Here is a 14,650-nt window from a genome sequence, read left to right as displayed (position 1 = left end):
ACCGCACGGACGGCGCACATGCGGGGACGGTCAGGTTCCCGGATTCCAGGACAGCTTCACCGTCAGATGCCCCTCCAGGGAAGTCTTGGCGATCACGGCTCCCGCCTCGGCGTTGAGCTTGATGCCGAACTCCAACTCCACGCCATCCGGTTTCAGCTCGCCGTCGCGGAAAACCGCCAATGCCGCGGCGGCTGCGTGTTGGATATCGGCCAGAGCATCTTCGAAGCGCCGCTTCACCTCGACGACCCCGCCACGGCCGACCCGCTGTACACCGGTGTCGGACGGGTCCGCCTCGACCACGACCATGCCGTCCGCACCGGTCGGGAAGCGCAGGAGTTCGCTCATGACTGCGCTCCGCCGAAGCCGGGCTCGGCGAGGCGCGAAGCGCTACGCAACACGATTCGCTCACTGTGTTCGCTCACGAGCTCAACCCTACCGCTGAAGCGTTGCGGCGCAGTATCTTCGAATTGATGATCGGGGTGATGCTAGGTCTCGGTGACTATCGGGAGACCGCGCGACTGAGCGCATCGCGCGCTGAGGCCATGACCGACCTGGAATTCCGGGTCATCGAGCACGCTCCGGCGGGGTTTCCCCGCGACGCGTTCCCCGGTTTCGTCAAACTCTGGCTGTTCGAGTTGGCCGAGGCGCACACGATCCTCTATCTGGATTCCGACGCTGTCGTGCTGCGCCCCTGGCAGGTCACAGCGCTCGCGGGTCGCGACGAATTCATCTGCGTCCGTGATCAATTCATCGGGCTCTATCCCGAGTACGACAGCGACCTACCCCGAGATACGTACTTCAACGCGGGTGTGTTCATCGCGAATCGCCGCGCGCACCAAGAGTTGTTCGCCTTCGCCGCGAAGCTGTGGCGCGATCGTGCCCGTCCGCTGCCGATCGAGGATCAATCTGCGCTCAACTACGCGGTTCACACCTTGGGCACGCCTACCCTGTTTCTGCCCGACGCCTACAATTACCTGCGTGCGCACGTCGACGACCGAGAAAACGACGAAGGAGTCGTGATCGCGCACTACACACCGTCGGGGATCACTCAGGCCCACCGCAAGCTGCTCGAACTCGGAAACAGACCGACACCGGCGCCACCGGACCGGGGCGGGCCTCGGGGAAGGTCGCCGGAACAGCCCAAACATCACAAGTAGCTCACTACTTGCTGCCGTGCTTCGACCATCGAAGGCGGCCGATCGAATGACCCGCCTCCCGTTCACTGTGGTGGGCTTGTCGGCGGCGCTACCCGCTGCAGTGCTCACCCCGGCGTGAAGACAAGTAGTCGGCCACTCGTGCTGGTCGACGGTGCCGTCACGAAGCTGAAAAGCGTCGCCGCTCGCGGTTTCGGGCCGAAGAGCATACGGGCGACTTCGGTTGCTCGATATGTCCGATTCGTCGCCCGCCGCCGTGCGGCGCCATGCCTGCAAGTCTCGAGCTGAGGAGGACATCGTGTCGACCGAGCAAGTCAACCGCAGCGCTGGCGTGCCTGGAAGCCGCACGCCGGAGGCGCCCTTCGCGCCGGGCCACCGGGGTGACGGGCGCGTGCTGTCGCCGCCTCTACCCGATTACGTCGCTGGAGCAGACATCGCCGACATCCTGACCGAAGACGTCCCGCGGCCGGTCGCGCCGCCGGCAGACCTCCCGTTCCCCCAGCCGCGCCGGTTACGGGCCGGCTGCTATCTCTTGCGCTACACGCCGACGCCGCACGCGACGGTCGGGCTGCCGGTCCACTACGACGGCACATTGCGAGTCGAGCGCGATGAGGTGAATACGATCGCGAGCGGCGACTTGTACCTGCACCAGCCCCAGCTCACACCCCTGCCGCCGAGAGAGCCGGACCCGGCGCTGGGCGTGCCGATCTTCCCGATCGCCGATTACCGCTACTACGTGCGGGTCACGCAGATCCTCGAGGGCGCGGCGCAACGGCCGTCAAGAGGTCGTCGAGACCACCGGCGGATCCCCGGCCGCGTCCCGATTCCTCGTCGACTACAGCAGAAGTGAAGCCTTGACCATCCCCGTCGATCCGGACTATCCCATCCAGATCGCGGGCCATGCCCTGCTGGACGACGGCCTGGTGATCGGCGGCGTCCGCCACCAATTCCGTGACCGCGACGGAACACTCGAAGCAGTGCTGACGGTGCAGTTCCCCGCCACCCTGCCCGCCAGGCTCATTCACCAGCACCAATGGCACCTGGCATGCGAGTTCAGCAATTGGGTGATCGCGGCGGCATCCGTGGCAGCGACATCATACGACCACGGCGACGCCACGCGCCCGCCGAACGTCGACTCGCGCTAGAGAACCTCGATCTGATCAGGCTCGGGCAACGCGCGGGGGCGTTCGTCCGTGTACCACGCATACTCGATTCCGCTGAGCCACCCGTTCTCGACCCACAACATCACCTCGCCGATCGGTGATCCGTTGCGGTCGGCGACCGCTCCGCTGGTGAAGACCCCGTCCGGCGAACCGGATGCTTGCGCCGCACCGGGCCGCACCGCCAGATCGACGCTCGGTGAACCGAGACCCCACGTCGCGACGACCTGCGAATACGGCACCTGCCGGAGATATACACCGCCACGGCTGCCACTGATCATCGGGCTCGGAGCGGTGCTGGGGCAGGGACCGTTGCTGCATGGGCCGAGTCTCGGCCTGCGGCGCAGCGTCTTTTCGACGGCTTGCCGCCGATTCCTACGCCGGGCGGCGCCGGCCGCTTCGGCGCACCGTGCGCAACCCGCAGGCTTGGCCTACACTCGCGCCTTCGAGCAGGTACTGCAGTCCGATCACCACGAACCCGAACAACCATCGTGCGACCGTCTGCCATACACGTGGACGCCGGCCGTCCTTCCATCGCAATACCCGCATTCCGAACAGCAGTTTCGCGAAACTGCCACCTAACAGCAGTGTGCCGAGCACGTGGTTGGCGAACGACACCGCAAGCAGGCACGGAACGAACGCGCCGAGGAATTCCGCGACACCGTCATAGGCATGAAAGACGCGTTGCGACAACGCGAATCCGACGATCAGCGCTATCAGAGCGTCGGTCGTCGCGGCCAGGGCGAGGCGGTTCTCCCCCGCCTCGTCCGGAACAGCGGCCCGCGGCGCGGGCGCCTGGCCGCGAGGTCGGCTTCGATCAGGACCGGGGCGTGTTGCGTTCACGCGACGTATTGTGGCCCAGCTCGACGACTGTCCCCAGTGGTGCGGTGCCCGCCTCGCGCGAGATGGTGGTGGGGGGGTTGCCGGGCCGGTGGTAGCGCGAGGCAGGAACGACTCGTTGCCCACGCTCGGCGAACTCGTTCGAGCCAGGTCTAATTTCACCTTATACTGAAATAAGTCTCATCATTTGTCGACCCGGCACCCGTAAGCGATCACGAAACCGACGGAGGGACAGCGGGACATGGCAACACGAGCCGGCCGGGGGCCGCGCGGGGAACGTGGCGCGCAGGCGGACCGCATTCTGACGGCGGCCCGCAAGTCCTTCGCCGAGCGGGGCTACAACGGAACCTCGTTGCGCTCCGTGGCCCAGGCCGCCGACGTGGATCCCACCCTGGTGAATTATTACTTCACCAACAAGTCGGGACTGTTGAAGGCGGCGCTGGAGCCGCCGGAAGCCTTCGGTGCGGGCATCGCCGAGGCAGCCCGGGTACCGCTGGAGCAGCGCGGACGCGCCTTCGTGGAGGCGGCGCTGCGGATGTGGGACGACCCGGCCACCGCGGAGGTCCTGCGCTCGATCATCCTGGCGGCCAGTCACGAGCCCTTCGCCATGGAGCGGCTCCGCTCCGTCTTCTCCGCGCTCGTCCTGCAGGTCGTGTCGGCGAGCCTTCCCGACGACGAGGCCGAGGTGCGCGCAGATCTGGTCTCCACACAGATCGTCGGCCTGGCGATGACACGTTATATCTGGGCGATCGACCGCATCGCCGACATCCCCTCGGAGCAGGTCGTCCACCTGATCGCGCCGACTGTGCAGCACTACCTCACGGGCCCCCTCGGCGGGGACGTCCCGGCGCACGCCTGATCGGCAGCGACTCCTCGCCGACACCTCGCCGACCGCCGGGCATTTTCACGCACTATGGGAATTAGCCTTGCCCGCGGCGGGCCGGCGCGCGTACCGTGAGAACAGTTAATTTCCGTACATGTGGAAATGAGAGTGTCATGGCTCGATTCGAGGCCGCCGGAGTGGAGCCCGGTCAGCGCCGGCTCAACGGACCCCAGACCACCGGTCGTCGGTACCGCAACCTGTCCCCGGCTGTGCACGGCACGACCCGCGAGGACAACGTGCCGGTCCCGGTCCGGGACGGCACCCGACTCCTGGCCGACATCCACCGGCCCGACGCGGAGGGCAGGTACCCCGCCCTCGTCGCGGCGGCTCCTTATCCCCGCCAACTCCAGGACCTGGGCGCCCCCGCGGCCGTCATCGAGGCCGGCGCAGGCGACTTCTGGGTGCCGCGCGGTTACGCCCACGTGATCGCCAACCTTCGCGGCACGGTGGGGTCCGGCGGCGTCTACACCTTTTTCGACGAGCAGGAGCGCGCGGACCTGTTCGACCTGGTCGAGTGGGTCGCGGAGCAGCCGTGGTGCGACGGGAACGTAGGCATGATCGGCATCAGCTACTACGCCATGACCCAGATGGAGGCAGCTACCCGGCGCCCGCCGCACCTCAGGGCCCTGTTCCCGTGGAATGTCACCGTCCAGGCCTGGGAAGCCGCCTACCACAACGGACTGTTGAGCGAGGCTTTCATCACCCCCTGGTTCCGTGCCCTGGGCGTCCTGTCCGCCCACGGCGACCGCCTCTACCGCAAGGGCCTGTCCCGCCTCCTGCGCAAGGTTCTCGCCCTTCCTGCCGTCCACCGCCGGTTCAGTCACACCGACGGCGTCCAAGCGACCCGCGGCCTGCGGCTGGTCAGCCGCTTCCGCCACGAGGCACACCCATGGGAGGCCCTGCTGCGCGCAGTGGCGACCGAGCATCCCGTCCGGGACGAGTGGTGGGACGAGCGTGACCTGACCGCATTGCTCGCCGATGTCGACATACCCGTCTATCTCGGCGGCGAGTGGTCCAACGTCCCGCTCCATCTGCCCGGCCTCTTCGAAGCCTGGAATGCCCTCGCGCGCAACCCGCACGTGCGCATGGCCGTGCTCGGGGAGCACAGCCTGCCCTGGCCATGGGAAAGCATGCACATCGAGGCCCTCGCCTGGTTCGACCAGTGGCTCAAGGGACGAGACACCGGCATTCTCGAAGGCCCCGCCATCCGCTACTGGTTGCCCGGGGCCGAACAATGGCGCACCGCCGACTCCTGGCCTCCGCCGGCCGGGCACACCGCCTTGGCCCTCAACGCCGACGGGTCCCTCACAGCCGACGAGCGGCCGGGCGAACGCCGTTACGCCACCGACGGCGCGGAGCCCATGCCCGGACAACTGTGCTGGACCAGCGACCCCCTTCCCGAGGACATCGACATGGTGGGCCACCCCGAACTGCGGCTCACCGCCACCACCAGCACGACCGACACGGCATGGATCCTGCTCCTGCAAGACGTCGACCCGGACGGCGCGGCGGCCGACATCACCCAGGGCTGGCTCCGCGCCGGCATGCGCCATGTCGACGAGGACGCGAGCGAGACGGGACGGCCCGTGCTCCCGATGCGGGCGCGGATCCCCGTCCCTCCGGGCGAGCCGGTCGACTACCGAATCCCGCTGGTAGCCAATGCTCGCCGGTTCCGGCGCGGGCATCGCATCCGGCTGATCCTGACCAGCGACGACAATCGGGAAGACTTCCAGCCCATGTTGCTGTTCAGTCATGCCCCCGTCGGCATGGCCGGCGTCAACACGGTGCACTCCAGTTCGCGCCTGCTCCTTCCGATCCTGGACGGCGAATGAACGACAGGGCCGCGGCGCCCCGGAACGTCGGAACAGCTGCGTTCGGGACCGAAGTAATGCAATGCCATGTGACAGTCCAATTCCCGGGCTGGCCGCCGATGCACTACCGGGCCGACTCCGTAGCAGCCCACACGTTCGCGAAGGCCGCATGCGAACGGGGAATGGCGACCATTCGAATCGACCAGGATATGCGGGAGGCTTTGCCGCCCATGCCTTGTCAGCGACTGTGGCGATGAACCACCGACTCCGGAGATCGGCAACCCGACGGCGGGTGATCTGCGGGCGCGGACTCTGAGGGACGCCCAGAGTATTGCTCTCGGCGTCGAAAAGGAGAGTTCCGCTCGGCGCGAACAAGGCTTCTAGTATCCGGAAGCACACCGTTCTCCGGTACAGTGCACTCATGTTCTCTTCATATGACCGAGGACCGAGGCGCCCGTGACCAGCCTGGGCGAGAATCCGGCATGGAAGCAGCGCGCCGTCGAGCGCTCGCTACGCACCGCGAAGCTGCGCGCCGAGGAGCGTGTGCAGCGGTTCCTGGACGCCGCCCAGGCGATCATCACCGAGAAGGGCAGTACGGACTTCACGGTGCAGGAGGTCGTGGACCGCTCACGACAATCACTGCGCAGCTTCTACTTGCAGTTCGACGGCAAGCACGAGCTGCTACTCGCCCTGACCGAGGACGCCATGAGCCGCACGTCCGGCCGGCTGCGCGCCGCCGCCGACGGGCGGATCGACCCGTTGGACAAGCTCCAGGTGGCCGTCGAGTTGTTGTTCGAGCTGTGCCGGCCGGACCCTTCGGCGCAGCGGCCGCTGTTCACCGATTTCGCATCGCGGCTGCTGATCTCGCATCCCGACCATGTGAGGGTCGCGCACGCGCCGATGCTGGCACTGTTCACCGAGCTCATCGACGCGGCCGAGAAGGCAGGCCGACTGCGCCCCGAGGTCGACTCGCGCCGGACGGCAGCCATGGTCATACAGACCGTCATGTGCATCGCGCAGTCCGCGGGAGCGTTCGACGAGCAGACGCAGCATCCGATCACCGCGTCCGAAGTATGGAATTTCTGCGCACATGGTTTCGCCCGCAGCCCAGAGCGATAAGGGCGCATCGCGACACGTGACGACCCGCTGCGCCGGGGACCGATTCCGCTGGTTCTACACTGACCCCGCTCGGTGAATGACGTTTAAGCTGGAATCGGACGGCTTATGCCCTGGCAATAGGGAGCGGATGAACATCGCCAAAGCGCCTCAGCCGGAATACCGGCAGGCCTGCTTCGCCGATCTCGACGACATCGCGGCCATCGAGGCCGAGGTGTTCGCCGAGCCGTACCTGTATCTGATGCTGCGCCAGCTGTTCGACCTGCACGGATCCGAATGGCTGGTCGCAGAGCTGGGCGGGACGGTGATCGGGTACGCGCTCACCCTGGAGAAGAAGGGTCGCGCACTGCTGTTCACCTTCGCGGTGGCCAAGCGGTACCAGGGCGGAGGATTCGGGCGGGGCCTGCTGAGCCGCACCTTGCAAACCTGCCGGGAGGTGGGAGCCGAAGTGGTGTACCTGACCGTGCGGCCGGACAATCAGCACGCCAGCAACCTGTTCAAACGAGCGGGATTCGAATTCGTCGAGCACGACGACAGGTACTTCGGGCCCGGCGAGCCGCGCGACGTTTTCGAATACCGGCTGAGGAGCCGCCCGCTAGACTCGTGACATGGGGGAGCTTTCACCCTTCGTCGCATCCGTCTCGACCCGGATCACCAGGCGCGCAGTGGAATACACCGCCGAGATCGATCGGGGCCGCCGTTCCGAGCAAGCAGAACTCGAGCGCTTCACCGCGCATGTCGAGGCCATCCTGGCCGACTACGACCCGCCCAGTACCCGGCGCCACTCGGACTCCCTGGTCTTCCGGCATCTCTACACCGCCGCACGGCAACCGGCGCCCGACGAAGCGGGCTGGCGGGTGCCGAGCGCGATCCCGGCGGCGCTGCTGGCGGCCGAGATCGAATTCCGTGGTCCGCTGCGGCTGAGCAGCAGGCAGAACACCATGCTGGCCGAGGAGTACGAGCAGCTGGGCGCGCAGCTCTCGGCGGCGGGGTTGCCGGCTCACGCGGCGCTGGCCTACCGGCGAGGCGCCGCGCTGTATCGGATGAACGAGGACGACGAAGCCCAGGATCGCTGCGGTCTGCGCTTGGCCAGGGCCCGCACCCTCGCGCTGCCGCCCGGCCCGCGGCGCTGGACGGGGCAACTGTCCTACGTGCTGTGCGGCCACGGTTACCGGCCGTCGTGGTTGCTCGGCTGGGTGGCCGTGCAGTTACTGCTGTTCACGACCGCCGCTTTGGCACTCAACGGCGACCCCTCCCCGGCCGCCACCGTCTACACCTGCGTGACTGCCTTCATCAATCCGCTGGGGCCCGGTGACACCGAGAATCTGCGCCCGGCCGCCCGGCCGCTGTTCGCGGCGGAAGCGTGGATGGGCGCCGTGTCGATGTCGGTGTTCTTCGCGCTGCTGGTGCGCAAATGGTTCCGGATGTAGTTTCCGCCGCTACCACTCGGTGTCGAAGGCTTTGTGCTGCAACGCATGAAGCGTCGCGACCGCGATACGATCCCGCAGCCGCGCGACCAGGGCGCTCCACTGGCGGGACAACCCGGGATCGACCTGCAGATCCCGCCACAACGCGCGCATCGATGCCGGGGTGTGGGCTCCCGGCATCCACAGCCCGGTGAGGTCTTCCAGCACCGGGGCCAGCAGATCGGTGCGTTCCCGGCTGTGCGACGGGAAGCGGTCGGCCTCGGCCAGCGCGTCGGCGACCACGGTCAGCAGCCAATCGTGCGCGGCCAAGTCCTCGCAGAACCGTTGCGCGGCCTCCAGATCCGTTTCGTCGCGGACGATCATCCGGACCGTGCGGAGGGCGGCGTCGTCGAGGTAGAGCGCGGCCGCGGGACCCGCGCTTCCCCCGATCTGCGCGGTCCAGCGCAGCCGGGTGGTTCCGGCTCGCACCGGCGGCTTCTGGTCCAGCCTGGTGTCGGCGCGCAGTCGAGCCAGCAGGCGTTCGCTGATGGAGGCCAGGTCCAACGTGTCGTCGCCGACCGGCCCGGTGAGATATCCCTCGGCCAAAGCCTGGGCGGCGGTGGCCCTTTCGGGTATGCGGCTGATCACCTCCGTCACGCCCTTCCGGCTGAGGTAGTGCGACCAGGTCTGCCTGCGCCGACTGCCCGCACGGATCACCTGAGTACGCGCGGTGGACTGCAGCACGCGTCCACCGGACAGGACGGCACTGGTCGCTACGGTGCCGACGATGTGCGCGGTCTGCTCGCCCAGCGACAGATCGCAGTCGACGCCGACCGCGGTGGTCGGTGACACCGCCAGCGTGCCCGGCCGCTCCCGCCACCGCACCGTGCAGCCGGGCATCAGCGCGAGCAGATCGCAGGCCTCCGCACCGGTCAGCGCGGTCGCCGACGGCAGCAGGCAGGTGCGCACCTCACCGAGGACGACCAGAGGCGTGGTCGCGGCCATGTCAGGTCCCGTCGAGCAGCAGGTGGGAGAGCCGCTCGCTGACCTGGCGCGGCACCGGCACGGGCGGAACCTCCCCGGCGCCGCGGCCGATGACCTGCTCGAGCACGTCGTCGTCGAGATCGAGGTGGTCGAGCACCAGCCGCACGGCGTGCTCGATGCCGATGTATCGCTTGGGCAGCATCGACAAGGTCTTGTAGGCGGCGAAGGGCGCCGCGGCCGGGTTGAGCTGCACCACCGGTGGGATCTCGTGCCAGCGGCGCGGTGTGAGGTCCTCGCGGTGCCATGGTTGCGGATCCACCACGGCGTCACCGTGATAGCGCAGCATGCCGAGTCGCAGCAGATGCCAGACGGCGGCCAGGAACGGGCACGACCACCGGGTCACCGTCACCCCGTCGACGACGTGCTTGCTCCACAATTCCACGTCGAGAAAGATCGAGTGCTCCCGGCGGCCGAACTCCTCCGGCGGCTGATAACTGCGCTGGCGCATGGCTTGGCCGCGTTCGTCCTCCGAGGACCGGCGGCCGTTGCACAACCACCCCGATTCCGCGGTGGGTGGCCTGCGGCCGGTGCTCGGCGGCGCGGGCTCGGCGACGATGCGCGCGGCCACCAGCTCCGCCACCGGGATCGGCTCACCGAACGCCACACCGTCGACGAACCTGGCGGCGCGCCAGCAACCCGACTCGCGCGCCAGATAGTCGATGACCAGCCCGGACTCCTCCGCGGCGGCCAGCAGTTTGGCGAGGATGGCGGACGGGTCGGTGTCGGGCTGGAAGTAGTCGTCGATCAGGTAGCAGGTGCTCACCCTGGCGTTCGGACCGTACTGCACCTTGGCCGACTCGACGAAGGCCGCGACCAGCGGGACGATGCGGCGGAACTCCGCACCGACCCGTTCGATATCGGAGGTGATGTCGTTGGGATAGAAATGCCCGACCTCGATCGACAAGTGCGACAACGGGATGGAAGCGATTCGGGGCTCCTCGGTCGCCTCGCTGTAGCCCTGTGTATCCCGCATCTACAGCCTCTCCCACGTGGCGATGTCGATCAGTCGGCGAGCCAGTTCGGCATAGGCCAGGGCGGTGCCCTCGTTGGCGATCTGCGCGTTGACGTCGGCGTCGAGGATGAGCTGTTCGCGCCGCTGCAACACCGGCTCGATCGGGGTGGAGCCGAGCACCGCCGTGGTACCGAGTCGTTTGGCGGTCGCCAGCCGCCGCAACGCGGTGTCCTGTTCTTGCAGCCACGCCGCCTGCGCCGGGCGCTGGGCGACTCCGTCCCAATTGGCGTCGGGTACCGCGGTGCGCACGTAACGCACCGAGCCGAGCAACTCCTCCGGGTCGTGACCACATTCGGCGCCGGCCTTCAGCAATCCGTGCGAGCCGTACACCAGGCCGGCGGCGGCCAGGATGTGCTGGCGAGTCCAGCGGTGGAAGATCAGCCAGCGCGCGGTGCGCTCGCGCAACTGCGGCAAGGCGGTGGCCTGCAGCGCGATCTGCAGCGCCGCGGAGCGTCCCGCGCTGAGATCCACGATCACGACCCGGAATTCCTGATCCAGCGCCACCAGCAGTTCGACGCACCGCTGCACCACCGCGTCGTCGTCGGTGAGAAATTCGGCGCCGCCCTCGTCCCCCGGCAGCAGCACCAGCCTGCCCGAGTTGGGACCGATGCGGCGCAGTTCCGGCCGATCGGTCGCCGCGCCGACGTCGATACGGGCCACGGTTCCGCTCTCGCCGAGCAGGTAGGAATGCACGCCGCCGCGGGGCACGCCGCGTTCGGTCGAGCTGATCTCGAACAGCGCACCGGCGGTGGGCGAGCCGAGGTCGAAGTCGGCGTAGGCGACGTTGAGACCGGAGCGGCACAGCCGGTAGGCGATGTTGCAACTGGTCACCGACCGTCCGGTGCCGCCCTTGTCGGAGGTGGAGAACACCAGCACGATGCCCCCTACCGTGTCGCGTCCCGGCGGGCGTACGCCAGTTCGTCGAGCTGGACCAACGCCTGTGTGGCCAGGCTGTACGCGGTGCCGGGTCGCTCGCGCAGCACGCGCCGGGCCCGGTCCAGCGATTGCCGGATCCGGTTCACCGCGGCCTGTTTCGGCGACAGGTCCTGGCCTTCGACCTCCAGTTCCTCCTGATTCAGCAGATGCTCGGCCTCGCTGAGCAGATCCACGGCGCGGGCGACCATCGCCTGGGGCGCCAGCGGGGGTTGCTCGAACGTGCTGTACGCGATGACCAGGCACTCCATCATGCGCTCGGTGACGAACCAGGACGGCCCTTCCGGCAGCGCGTCCGCCGCGCCGACCACCCGGCCGATGTCGTCCCACAGACCGACAACCGGACCCTCCCGCAGCACGCGCTGGTCGAGGTGGTCCATCGCGGACTCGGCCAGCGCCATCAACTGGTCGCGGGTGTCCACGTCGGTGCGCAGGCGCGCGGCTTGCAGGCAGCGTTTGAGCAGCAAGGTCGCGAAATCCGGCACGTACCAGACCAACTGGACTCCCTCGGCCACCTCCTCGCTGCCCGCCAAGCCCAGCCGCACGCCCGGATAGTGCAGCGGCGCGGCCGGGTCGTCGACGGTGAACCGGCTTGTGATGCGCCCGCGGCGGCCGAGCTGGTCGAGCACGGCCACCGTGCGCGCCAGATCTTCGGTGCTGTCCCGGTAGACCAGGTCCTGGATGAGCATCGCGGTGATCACGAGACTGAAGTACTCGGATTCCTCGCCGTCGGCGGTGCGCCACGGGATGTCCTCCAGCGGCCAGCGGCCGCTGCCGAAGCGGGCGACCCTCGACCAGTAGTTGCGCGTCAGCTCCAACCGCAGCTGCAGCGCGTCGGCGAGGACGCGCTGCTCGTCGGTGAGCAGGTCGAGTTCCCGGATACGTTGCGAGGACAGGTCGAGGATGCCGTCCAGGGCGACGGCGGTGAAATACAGGTAAGGGCGGGATTCGGCGTGCCCGGCCACGCTGCTGGTCCTGCCGGGCACCAGGTCGATGGGTTCGGCGCTGCGCACGATGCCCCAACTCCATCCGCATTCGAACAGCCGCCCGTCGTCGGCGATATCGATCTCGGTGGTCTGGCTGAGCCTGACCTCGTTGGCCGCCTGCACCCGCAGGCGTTCCAGCTGCGTGGACAGCCGTTCGATGATCTCGTCCGGCGAGGTGCGGGTCTGGTTGAGCATGTAGACGATCGACTGCCCGAACTCGGTGTGCGGCTCGGGGGTGTGGATGACGAAACTGCGGACCAGGCCCGCCATGGCGGCGGTGAGGCGTGCGCTGATCTGCTCGATCACCGCGGGGATCCGCTCGCGCAGTTGCCGGGCCTCCCGCCGGACCTCACCGCTGACGAATCGCAGGAATCCGCGCAGGAACCGCAGCGCCGCGATACACAGGCTCAGCGACATCGAATAGGAGTCGACCACCTCCACCGCCGATTGCGCCGCGCTGAGCGGGCTGCCGTCGCCGCAGCGGAGATAGGAGCCGCTGGCGAAGATCGGCTCGCCGTCGGGCCCGGTGTAGCGGCGCAGGTAGTCCTCCACCAGATCGACCAGCACACCGCCGATGCGGGTCTCCTCACCGAAAGGGGCGAGCGCGGCCTTGACGTCGGAACTCATGTCGTTCGGTTGGTCCAGCGCGAACGCTTCGATCTCGGTCGCCGGATACAGCAGGCACAGCAGTTGTTCGGCGTCGCTGATCGAGTTGGCGCCGTCGCGTCCACCCCAGATCCACTTCCCGTCCGGGTAGGAACAGGCGAGCACCGCTCGCCACAGCTCGAGCAGCTGCTGCCTCGGCCGAATCCTCATCTGCTGTCGGACCTCGCCCCCGCGTTCGACCGGCTGCGCCGGACGTCGTTACTTAGAGTGTGCCCCGCCGAGTTCACTTAGCCAAGCACCGTTTACGACGCTGTGTTTGCTGCGAGATGTCCAGCAGCGCAGACGCTTCCGCACGCGTCGGCCTGAGCGAACCGAAGATCCGCGCACTCGAGCCGGTGGCGTCGGCGGAGCAATTCGGGCCGTGACGCGGCCGCCGACGAAATCCGAGCGCACGCCGAAATGACGTGCGCTCGGGCTCGGTGGACGACGGCTGCGTCAGTTCTGCCGCACGAAGTCGCGCGCAAACCGTTCTGTCACATCGTGATCGGACGAAAGAGAGACGAACGCGGCAGGCACCCGATCGCCGGTCCCGTGCTCGGCCCCGCCGTGTCCGGCTGTGGTCGATCGGCACCGACCGTCGGTGCACGACCGCTGCAGGCGGCCCCGCGAGACGGTCTGCGTCAGTCCGATCAGCCAGCAGGTCGGGCATCCGCGCAGGGCGAGGAATCCGACCGGTGCGAGCAGCAAGCCGAACGCCCCGACGGCCGGCATCAATGCGATGGCGCCGATCAGCGCGCCGAATCCGATGACGCCGCGAGCCAGGTGCCGGGGCACCGAGGCGCTGGCGAAACTTCGCTCGTCAGTCATGTACTTCGCTCCTCTCCGCAGTCGGCCGCGGTGTACTCCGCAGCTCGTGCTGGACCGCCGCCCGGGCGCGGTGCAGACGTGACTTCATCGCCGCGACGCTCAGCCCGAGCATGTGCGCGACCATCCGGCCGCTGTATCCCTGGACGTCGCGCATGATCAGCACCCGCCGCTGGTCGGCGGGCAGGGCGGCGATCACCGCCGCCACCCGGCCCGCTTCGAGCCGCTGCACGGCCTCGTCCTCGGCGGACGCCACGGCGGAATCCGGGATCGGTTCGAAGTGCCGGGTCACCATGCGCCATTGCCGCAGGCACTCGTTGCGGACGATGCGGAACATCCACGAGGCCAGCGCGCCGGAGGCCCGCAACGTCCCGATCTTGCGATACAGGATGATCAGCGCTTCCTGCGCGGCGTCCTCCGCGTCCTCGGCGGACGCGCACAGGGTGTGGGCGAACCGGCGAACATGCGGGTAGGAACCCGACACCAGTGCGGTGATGGCCGCGACGTCACCTTCTCGGGCGGCGGTGACCAATTGCTCGTCAGGCCAGACGTGGTCAGTCACGGGAACGGCTCCAGCGGCGGAACAGGGTGACGCTACACCAGCCGACCAGCAGAACGGCGACGGCGATGGCGGCAACGATCACGACAACCTCCTCGATCCGTGCCGGCCCGGTTGCCGGCACATCTATGAGAGGACCGGACGTCGTCAAAGGATTCACACCGAATCTCAGCACACCGCGCCGAGCTCGCAGCAGCGCTCCCCGAACCGGCTCGGCACTCCCCCGGCACGAAATATCCGGATGCTCCCCTCGATTCTCCGGTTGTAGCGTCGAGC

Annotated in this window: 17 protein-coding genes; 8 read left to right on the top strand and 9 right to left on the bottom strand. The window is 68.0% G+C overall.

The features are described from left to right. Positions 1 to 30 precede the first annotated feature (30 nt). Positions 31 to 345: a CU044_2847 family protein gene (locus ACWEKR_RS03760; RefSeq protein ID WP_452353146.1), complete on the bottom strand. Its 315-nt coding sequence runs from the start codon at positions 343 to 345 to the stop codon at positions 31 to 33. A 125-nt stretch (positions 346 to 470) separates the two neighbouring features. On the opposite strand from ACWEKR_RS03760, the gene ACWEKR_RS03755 reads away from it, so the two are divergent. The 3 genes from ACWEKR_RS03755 to ACWEKR_RS03745 all read left to right on the top strand — a co-directional run bounded on the left by ACWEKR_RS03755 (position 471) and on the right by ACWEKR_RS03745 (position 2,299). Then, positions 471 to 1,157: a glycosyltransferase gene (locus ACWEKR_RS03755; RefSeq protein ID WP_452353145.1), complete on the top strand. Its 687-nt coding sequence runs from the start codon at positions 471 to 473 to the stop codon at positions 1,155 to 1,157. Between the two features lie 229 nt (positions 1,158 to 1,386). Then, entirely contained in the window at positions 1,387 to 2,004 is a 618-nt protein-coding gene (locus tag ACWEKR_RS03750) for a hypothetical protein (RefSeq protein WP_452353144.1), read from the top strand. Positions 2,005 to 2,008: 4 nt separating this feature from the next. Next, positions 2,009 to 2,299 carry a hypothetical protein gene (locus ACWEKR_RS03745; RefSeq protein ID WP_452353143.1) on the top strand — a complete coding sequence of 97 codons (291 nt, stop codon included), beginning with the start codon at positions 2,009 to 2,011 and terminating at the stop codon, positions 2,297 to 2,299. Here ACWEKR_RS03745 and ACWEKR_RS03740 read toward each other — a convergent pair. Further along, positions 2,296 to 2,556, bottom strand: coding sequence for a hypothetical protein (locus tag ACWEKR_RS03740; protein ID WP_452353142.1), 261 nt, complete (start codon positions 2,554 to 2,556; stop codon positions 2,296 to 2,298). The two genes, ACWEKR_RS03745 and ACWEKR_RS03740, sit on opposite strands and share 4 nt — an antisense overlap. Before the next feature lie 133 nt (positions 2,557 to 2,689). Beyond that, on the bottom strand, positions 2,690 to 3,157 hold the full coding sequence (locus tag ACWEKR_RS03735; protein WP_452353141.1) for an RDD family protein: 468 nt from the start codon (positions 3,155 to 3,157) through the stop codon (positions 2,690 to 2,692). Positions 3,158 to 3,395: 238 nt separating this feature from the next. On the opposite strand from ACWEKR_RS03735, the gene ACWEKR_RS03730 reads away from it, so the two are divergent. The 5 genes from ACWEKR_RS03730 to ACWEKR_RS03710 all read left to right on the top strand — a co-directional run bounded on the left by ACWEKR_RS03730 (position 3,396) and on the right by ACWEKR_RS03710 (position 8,394). Next, positions 3,396 to 4,013, top strand: coding sequence for a TetR/AcrR family transcriptional regulator (locus ACWEKR_RS03730; RefSeq protein WP_452353140.1), 618 nt, complete (start codon positions 3,396 to 3,398; stop codon positions 4,011 to 4,013). Positions 4,014 to 4,150: 137 nt separating this feature from the next. After that, positions 4,151 to 5,869, top strand: coding sequence for a CocE/NonD family hydrolase (locus ACWEKR_RS03725; protein WP_452353139.1), 1,719 nt, complete (start codon positions 4,151 to 4,153; stop codon positions 5,867 to 5,869). A gap of 435 nt (positions 5,870 to 6,304) precedes the next feature. Next, complete coding sequence (locus tag ACWEKR_RS03720) at positions 6,305 to 6,967, top strand: TetR/AcrR family transcriptional regulator (RefSeq protein ID WP_452353138.1); 663 nt, start codon at positions 6,305 to 6,307, stop codon at positions 6,965 to 6,967. Positions 6,968 to 7,094: 127 nt separating this feature from the next. Continuing rightward, positions 7,095 to 7,571, top strand: coding sequence for a GNAT family N-acetyltransferase (locus ACWEKR_RS03715; RefSeq protein ID WP_452353137.1), 477 nt, complete (start codon positions 7,095 to 7,097; stop codon positions 7,569 to 7,571). A gap of 1 nt (position 7,572) precedes the next feature. After that, positions 7,573 to 8,394 carry a hypothetical protein gene (locus tag ACWEKR_RS03710; protein ID WP_452353136.1) on the top strand — a complete coding sequence of 274 codons (822 nt, stop codon included), beginning with the start codon at positions 7,573 to 7,575 and terminating at the stop codon, positions 8,392 to 8,394. Between the two features lie 9 nt (positions 8,395 to 8,403). Here ACWEKR_RS03710 and ACWEKR_RS03705 read toward each other — a convergent pair whose 3' ends face one another. The 6 genes from ACWEKR_RS03705 to ACWEKR_RS03680 form a co-directional block, all read right to left on the bottom strand. Beyond that, complete coding sequence (locus tag ACWEKR_RS03705) at positions 8,404 to 9,375, bottom strand: SCO2521 family protein (RefSeq protein WP_452353135.1); 972 nt, start codon at positions 9,373 to 9,375, stop codon at positions 8,404 to 8,406. A 1-nt stretch (position 9,376) separates the two neighbouring features. Beyond that, positions 9,377 to 10,387 (bottom strand): SCO2522 family protein, encoded by a 1,011-nt coding sequence (locus ACWEKR_RS03700; protein WP_452353134.1) that lies wholly within the window; start codon positions 10,385 to 10,387, stop codon positions 9,377 to 9,379. Next, entirely contained in the window at positions 10,388 to 11,302 is a 915-nt protein-coding gene (locus ACWEKR_RS03695; RefSeq protein ID WP_452353133.1) for an SCO2523 family variant P-loop protein, read from the bottom strand. It abuts the gene before it with no gap. 8 nt (positions 11,303 to 11,310) lie between these two features. Then, a complete protein-coding gene (locus tag ACWEKR_RS03690) occupies positions 11,311 to 13,161 on the bottom strand; it encodes an SCO2524 family protein (RefSeq protein WP_452353132.1) in 1,851 nt (616 codons plus the stop codon). Positions 13,162 to 13,446: 285 nt separating this feature from the next. Next, complete coding sequence (locus tag ACWEKR_RS03685; RefSeq protein WP_452353131.1) at positions 13,447 to 13,818, bottom strand: hypothetical protein; 372 nt, start codon at positions 13,816 to 13,818, stop codon at positions 13,447 to 13,449. Then, the gene (locus tag ACWEKR_RS03680) at positions 13,811 to 14,377 is read right to left on the bottom strand and encodes an RNA polymerase sigma factor (protein ID WP_452353130.1); all 567 of its coding nucleotides are present in this window, start codon (positions 14,375 to 14,377) and stop codon (positions 13,811 to 13,813) included. Before ACWEKR_RS03680 ends, ACWEKR_RS03685 begins: the two co-directional genes overlap by 8 nt. Positions 14,378 to 14,650: the final 273 nt, after the last annotated feature.

The organism is Nocardia sp. NPDC004573, from assembly GCF_053602135.1.
Note: the sequence above shows the minus strand (reverse complement) of the source record. Positions and strands in the feature narration are given on the sequence as shown.

Coding starts and splice junctions, on each gene's coding strand:
- ACWEKR_RS03705 (WP_452353135.1), bottom strand. CDS start 9,375: ATGGCCGCGACCACGCCTCTGGTCGTCCTCGGTGAGGTGCGCACCTGC.
- ACWEKR_RS03710 (WP_452353136.1), top strand. CDS start 7,573: ATGGGGGAGCTTTCACCCTTCGTCGCATCCGTCTCGACCCGGATCACC.
- ACWEKR_RS03700 (WP_452353134.1), bottom strand. CDS start 10,387: ATGCGGGATACACAGGGCTACAGCGAGGCGACCGAGGAGCCCCGAATC.
- ACWEKR_RS03725 (WP_452353139.1), top strand. CDS start 4,151: ATGGCTCGATTCGAGGCCGCCGGAGTGGAGCCCGGTCAGCGCCGGCTC.
- ACWEKR_RS03685 (WP_452353131.1), bottom strand. CDS start 13,818: ATGACTGACGAGCGAAGTTTCGCCAGCGCCTCGGTGCCCCGGCACCTG.
- ACWEKR_RS03690 (WP_452353132.1), bottom strand. CDS start 13,161: ATGAGGATTCGGCCGAGGCAGCAGCTGCTCGAGCTGTGGCGAGCGGTG.
- ACWEKR_RS03755 (WP_452353145.1), top strand. CDS start 471: ATGATCGGGGTGATGCTAGGTCTCGGTGACTATCGGGAGACCGCGCGA.
- ACWEKR_RS03760 (WP_452353146.1), bottom strand. CDS start 345: ATGAGCGAACTCCTGCGCTTCCCGACCGGTGCGGACGGCATGGTCGTG.
- ACWEKR_RS03750 (WP_452353144.1), top strand. CDS start 1,387: ATGTCCGATTCGTCGCCCGCCGCCGTGCGGCGCCATGCCTGCAAGTCT.
- ACWEKR_RS03715 (WP_452353137.1), top strand. CDS start 7,095: ATGAACATCGCCAAAGCGCCTCAGCCGGAATACCGGCAGGCCTGCTTC.
- ACWEKR_RS03730 (WP_452353140.1), top strand. CDS start 3,396: ATGGCAACACGAGCCGGCCGGGGGCCGCGCGGGGAACGTGGCGCGCAG.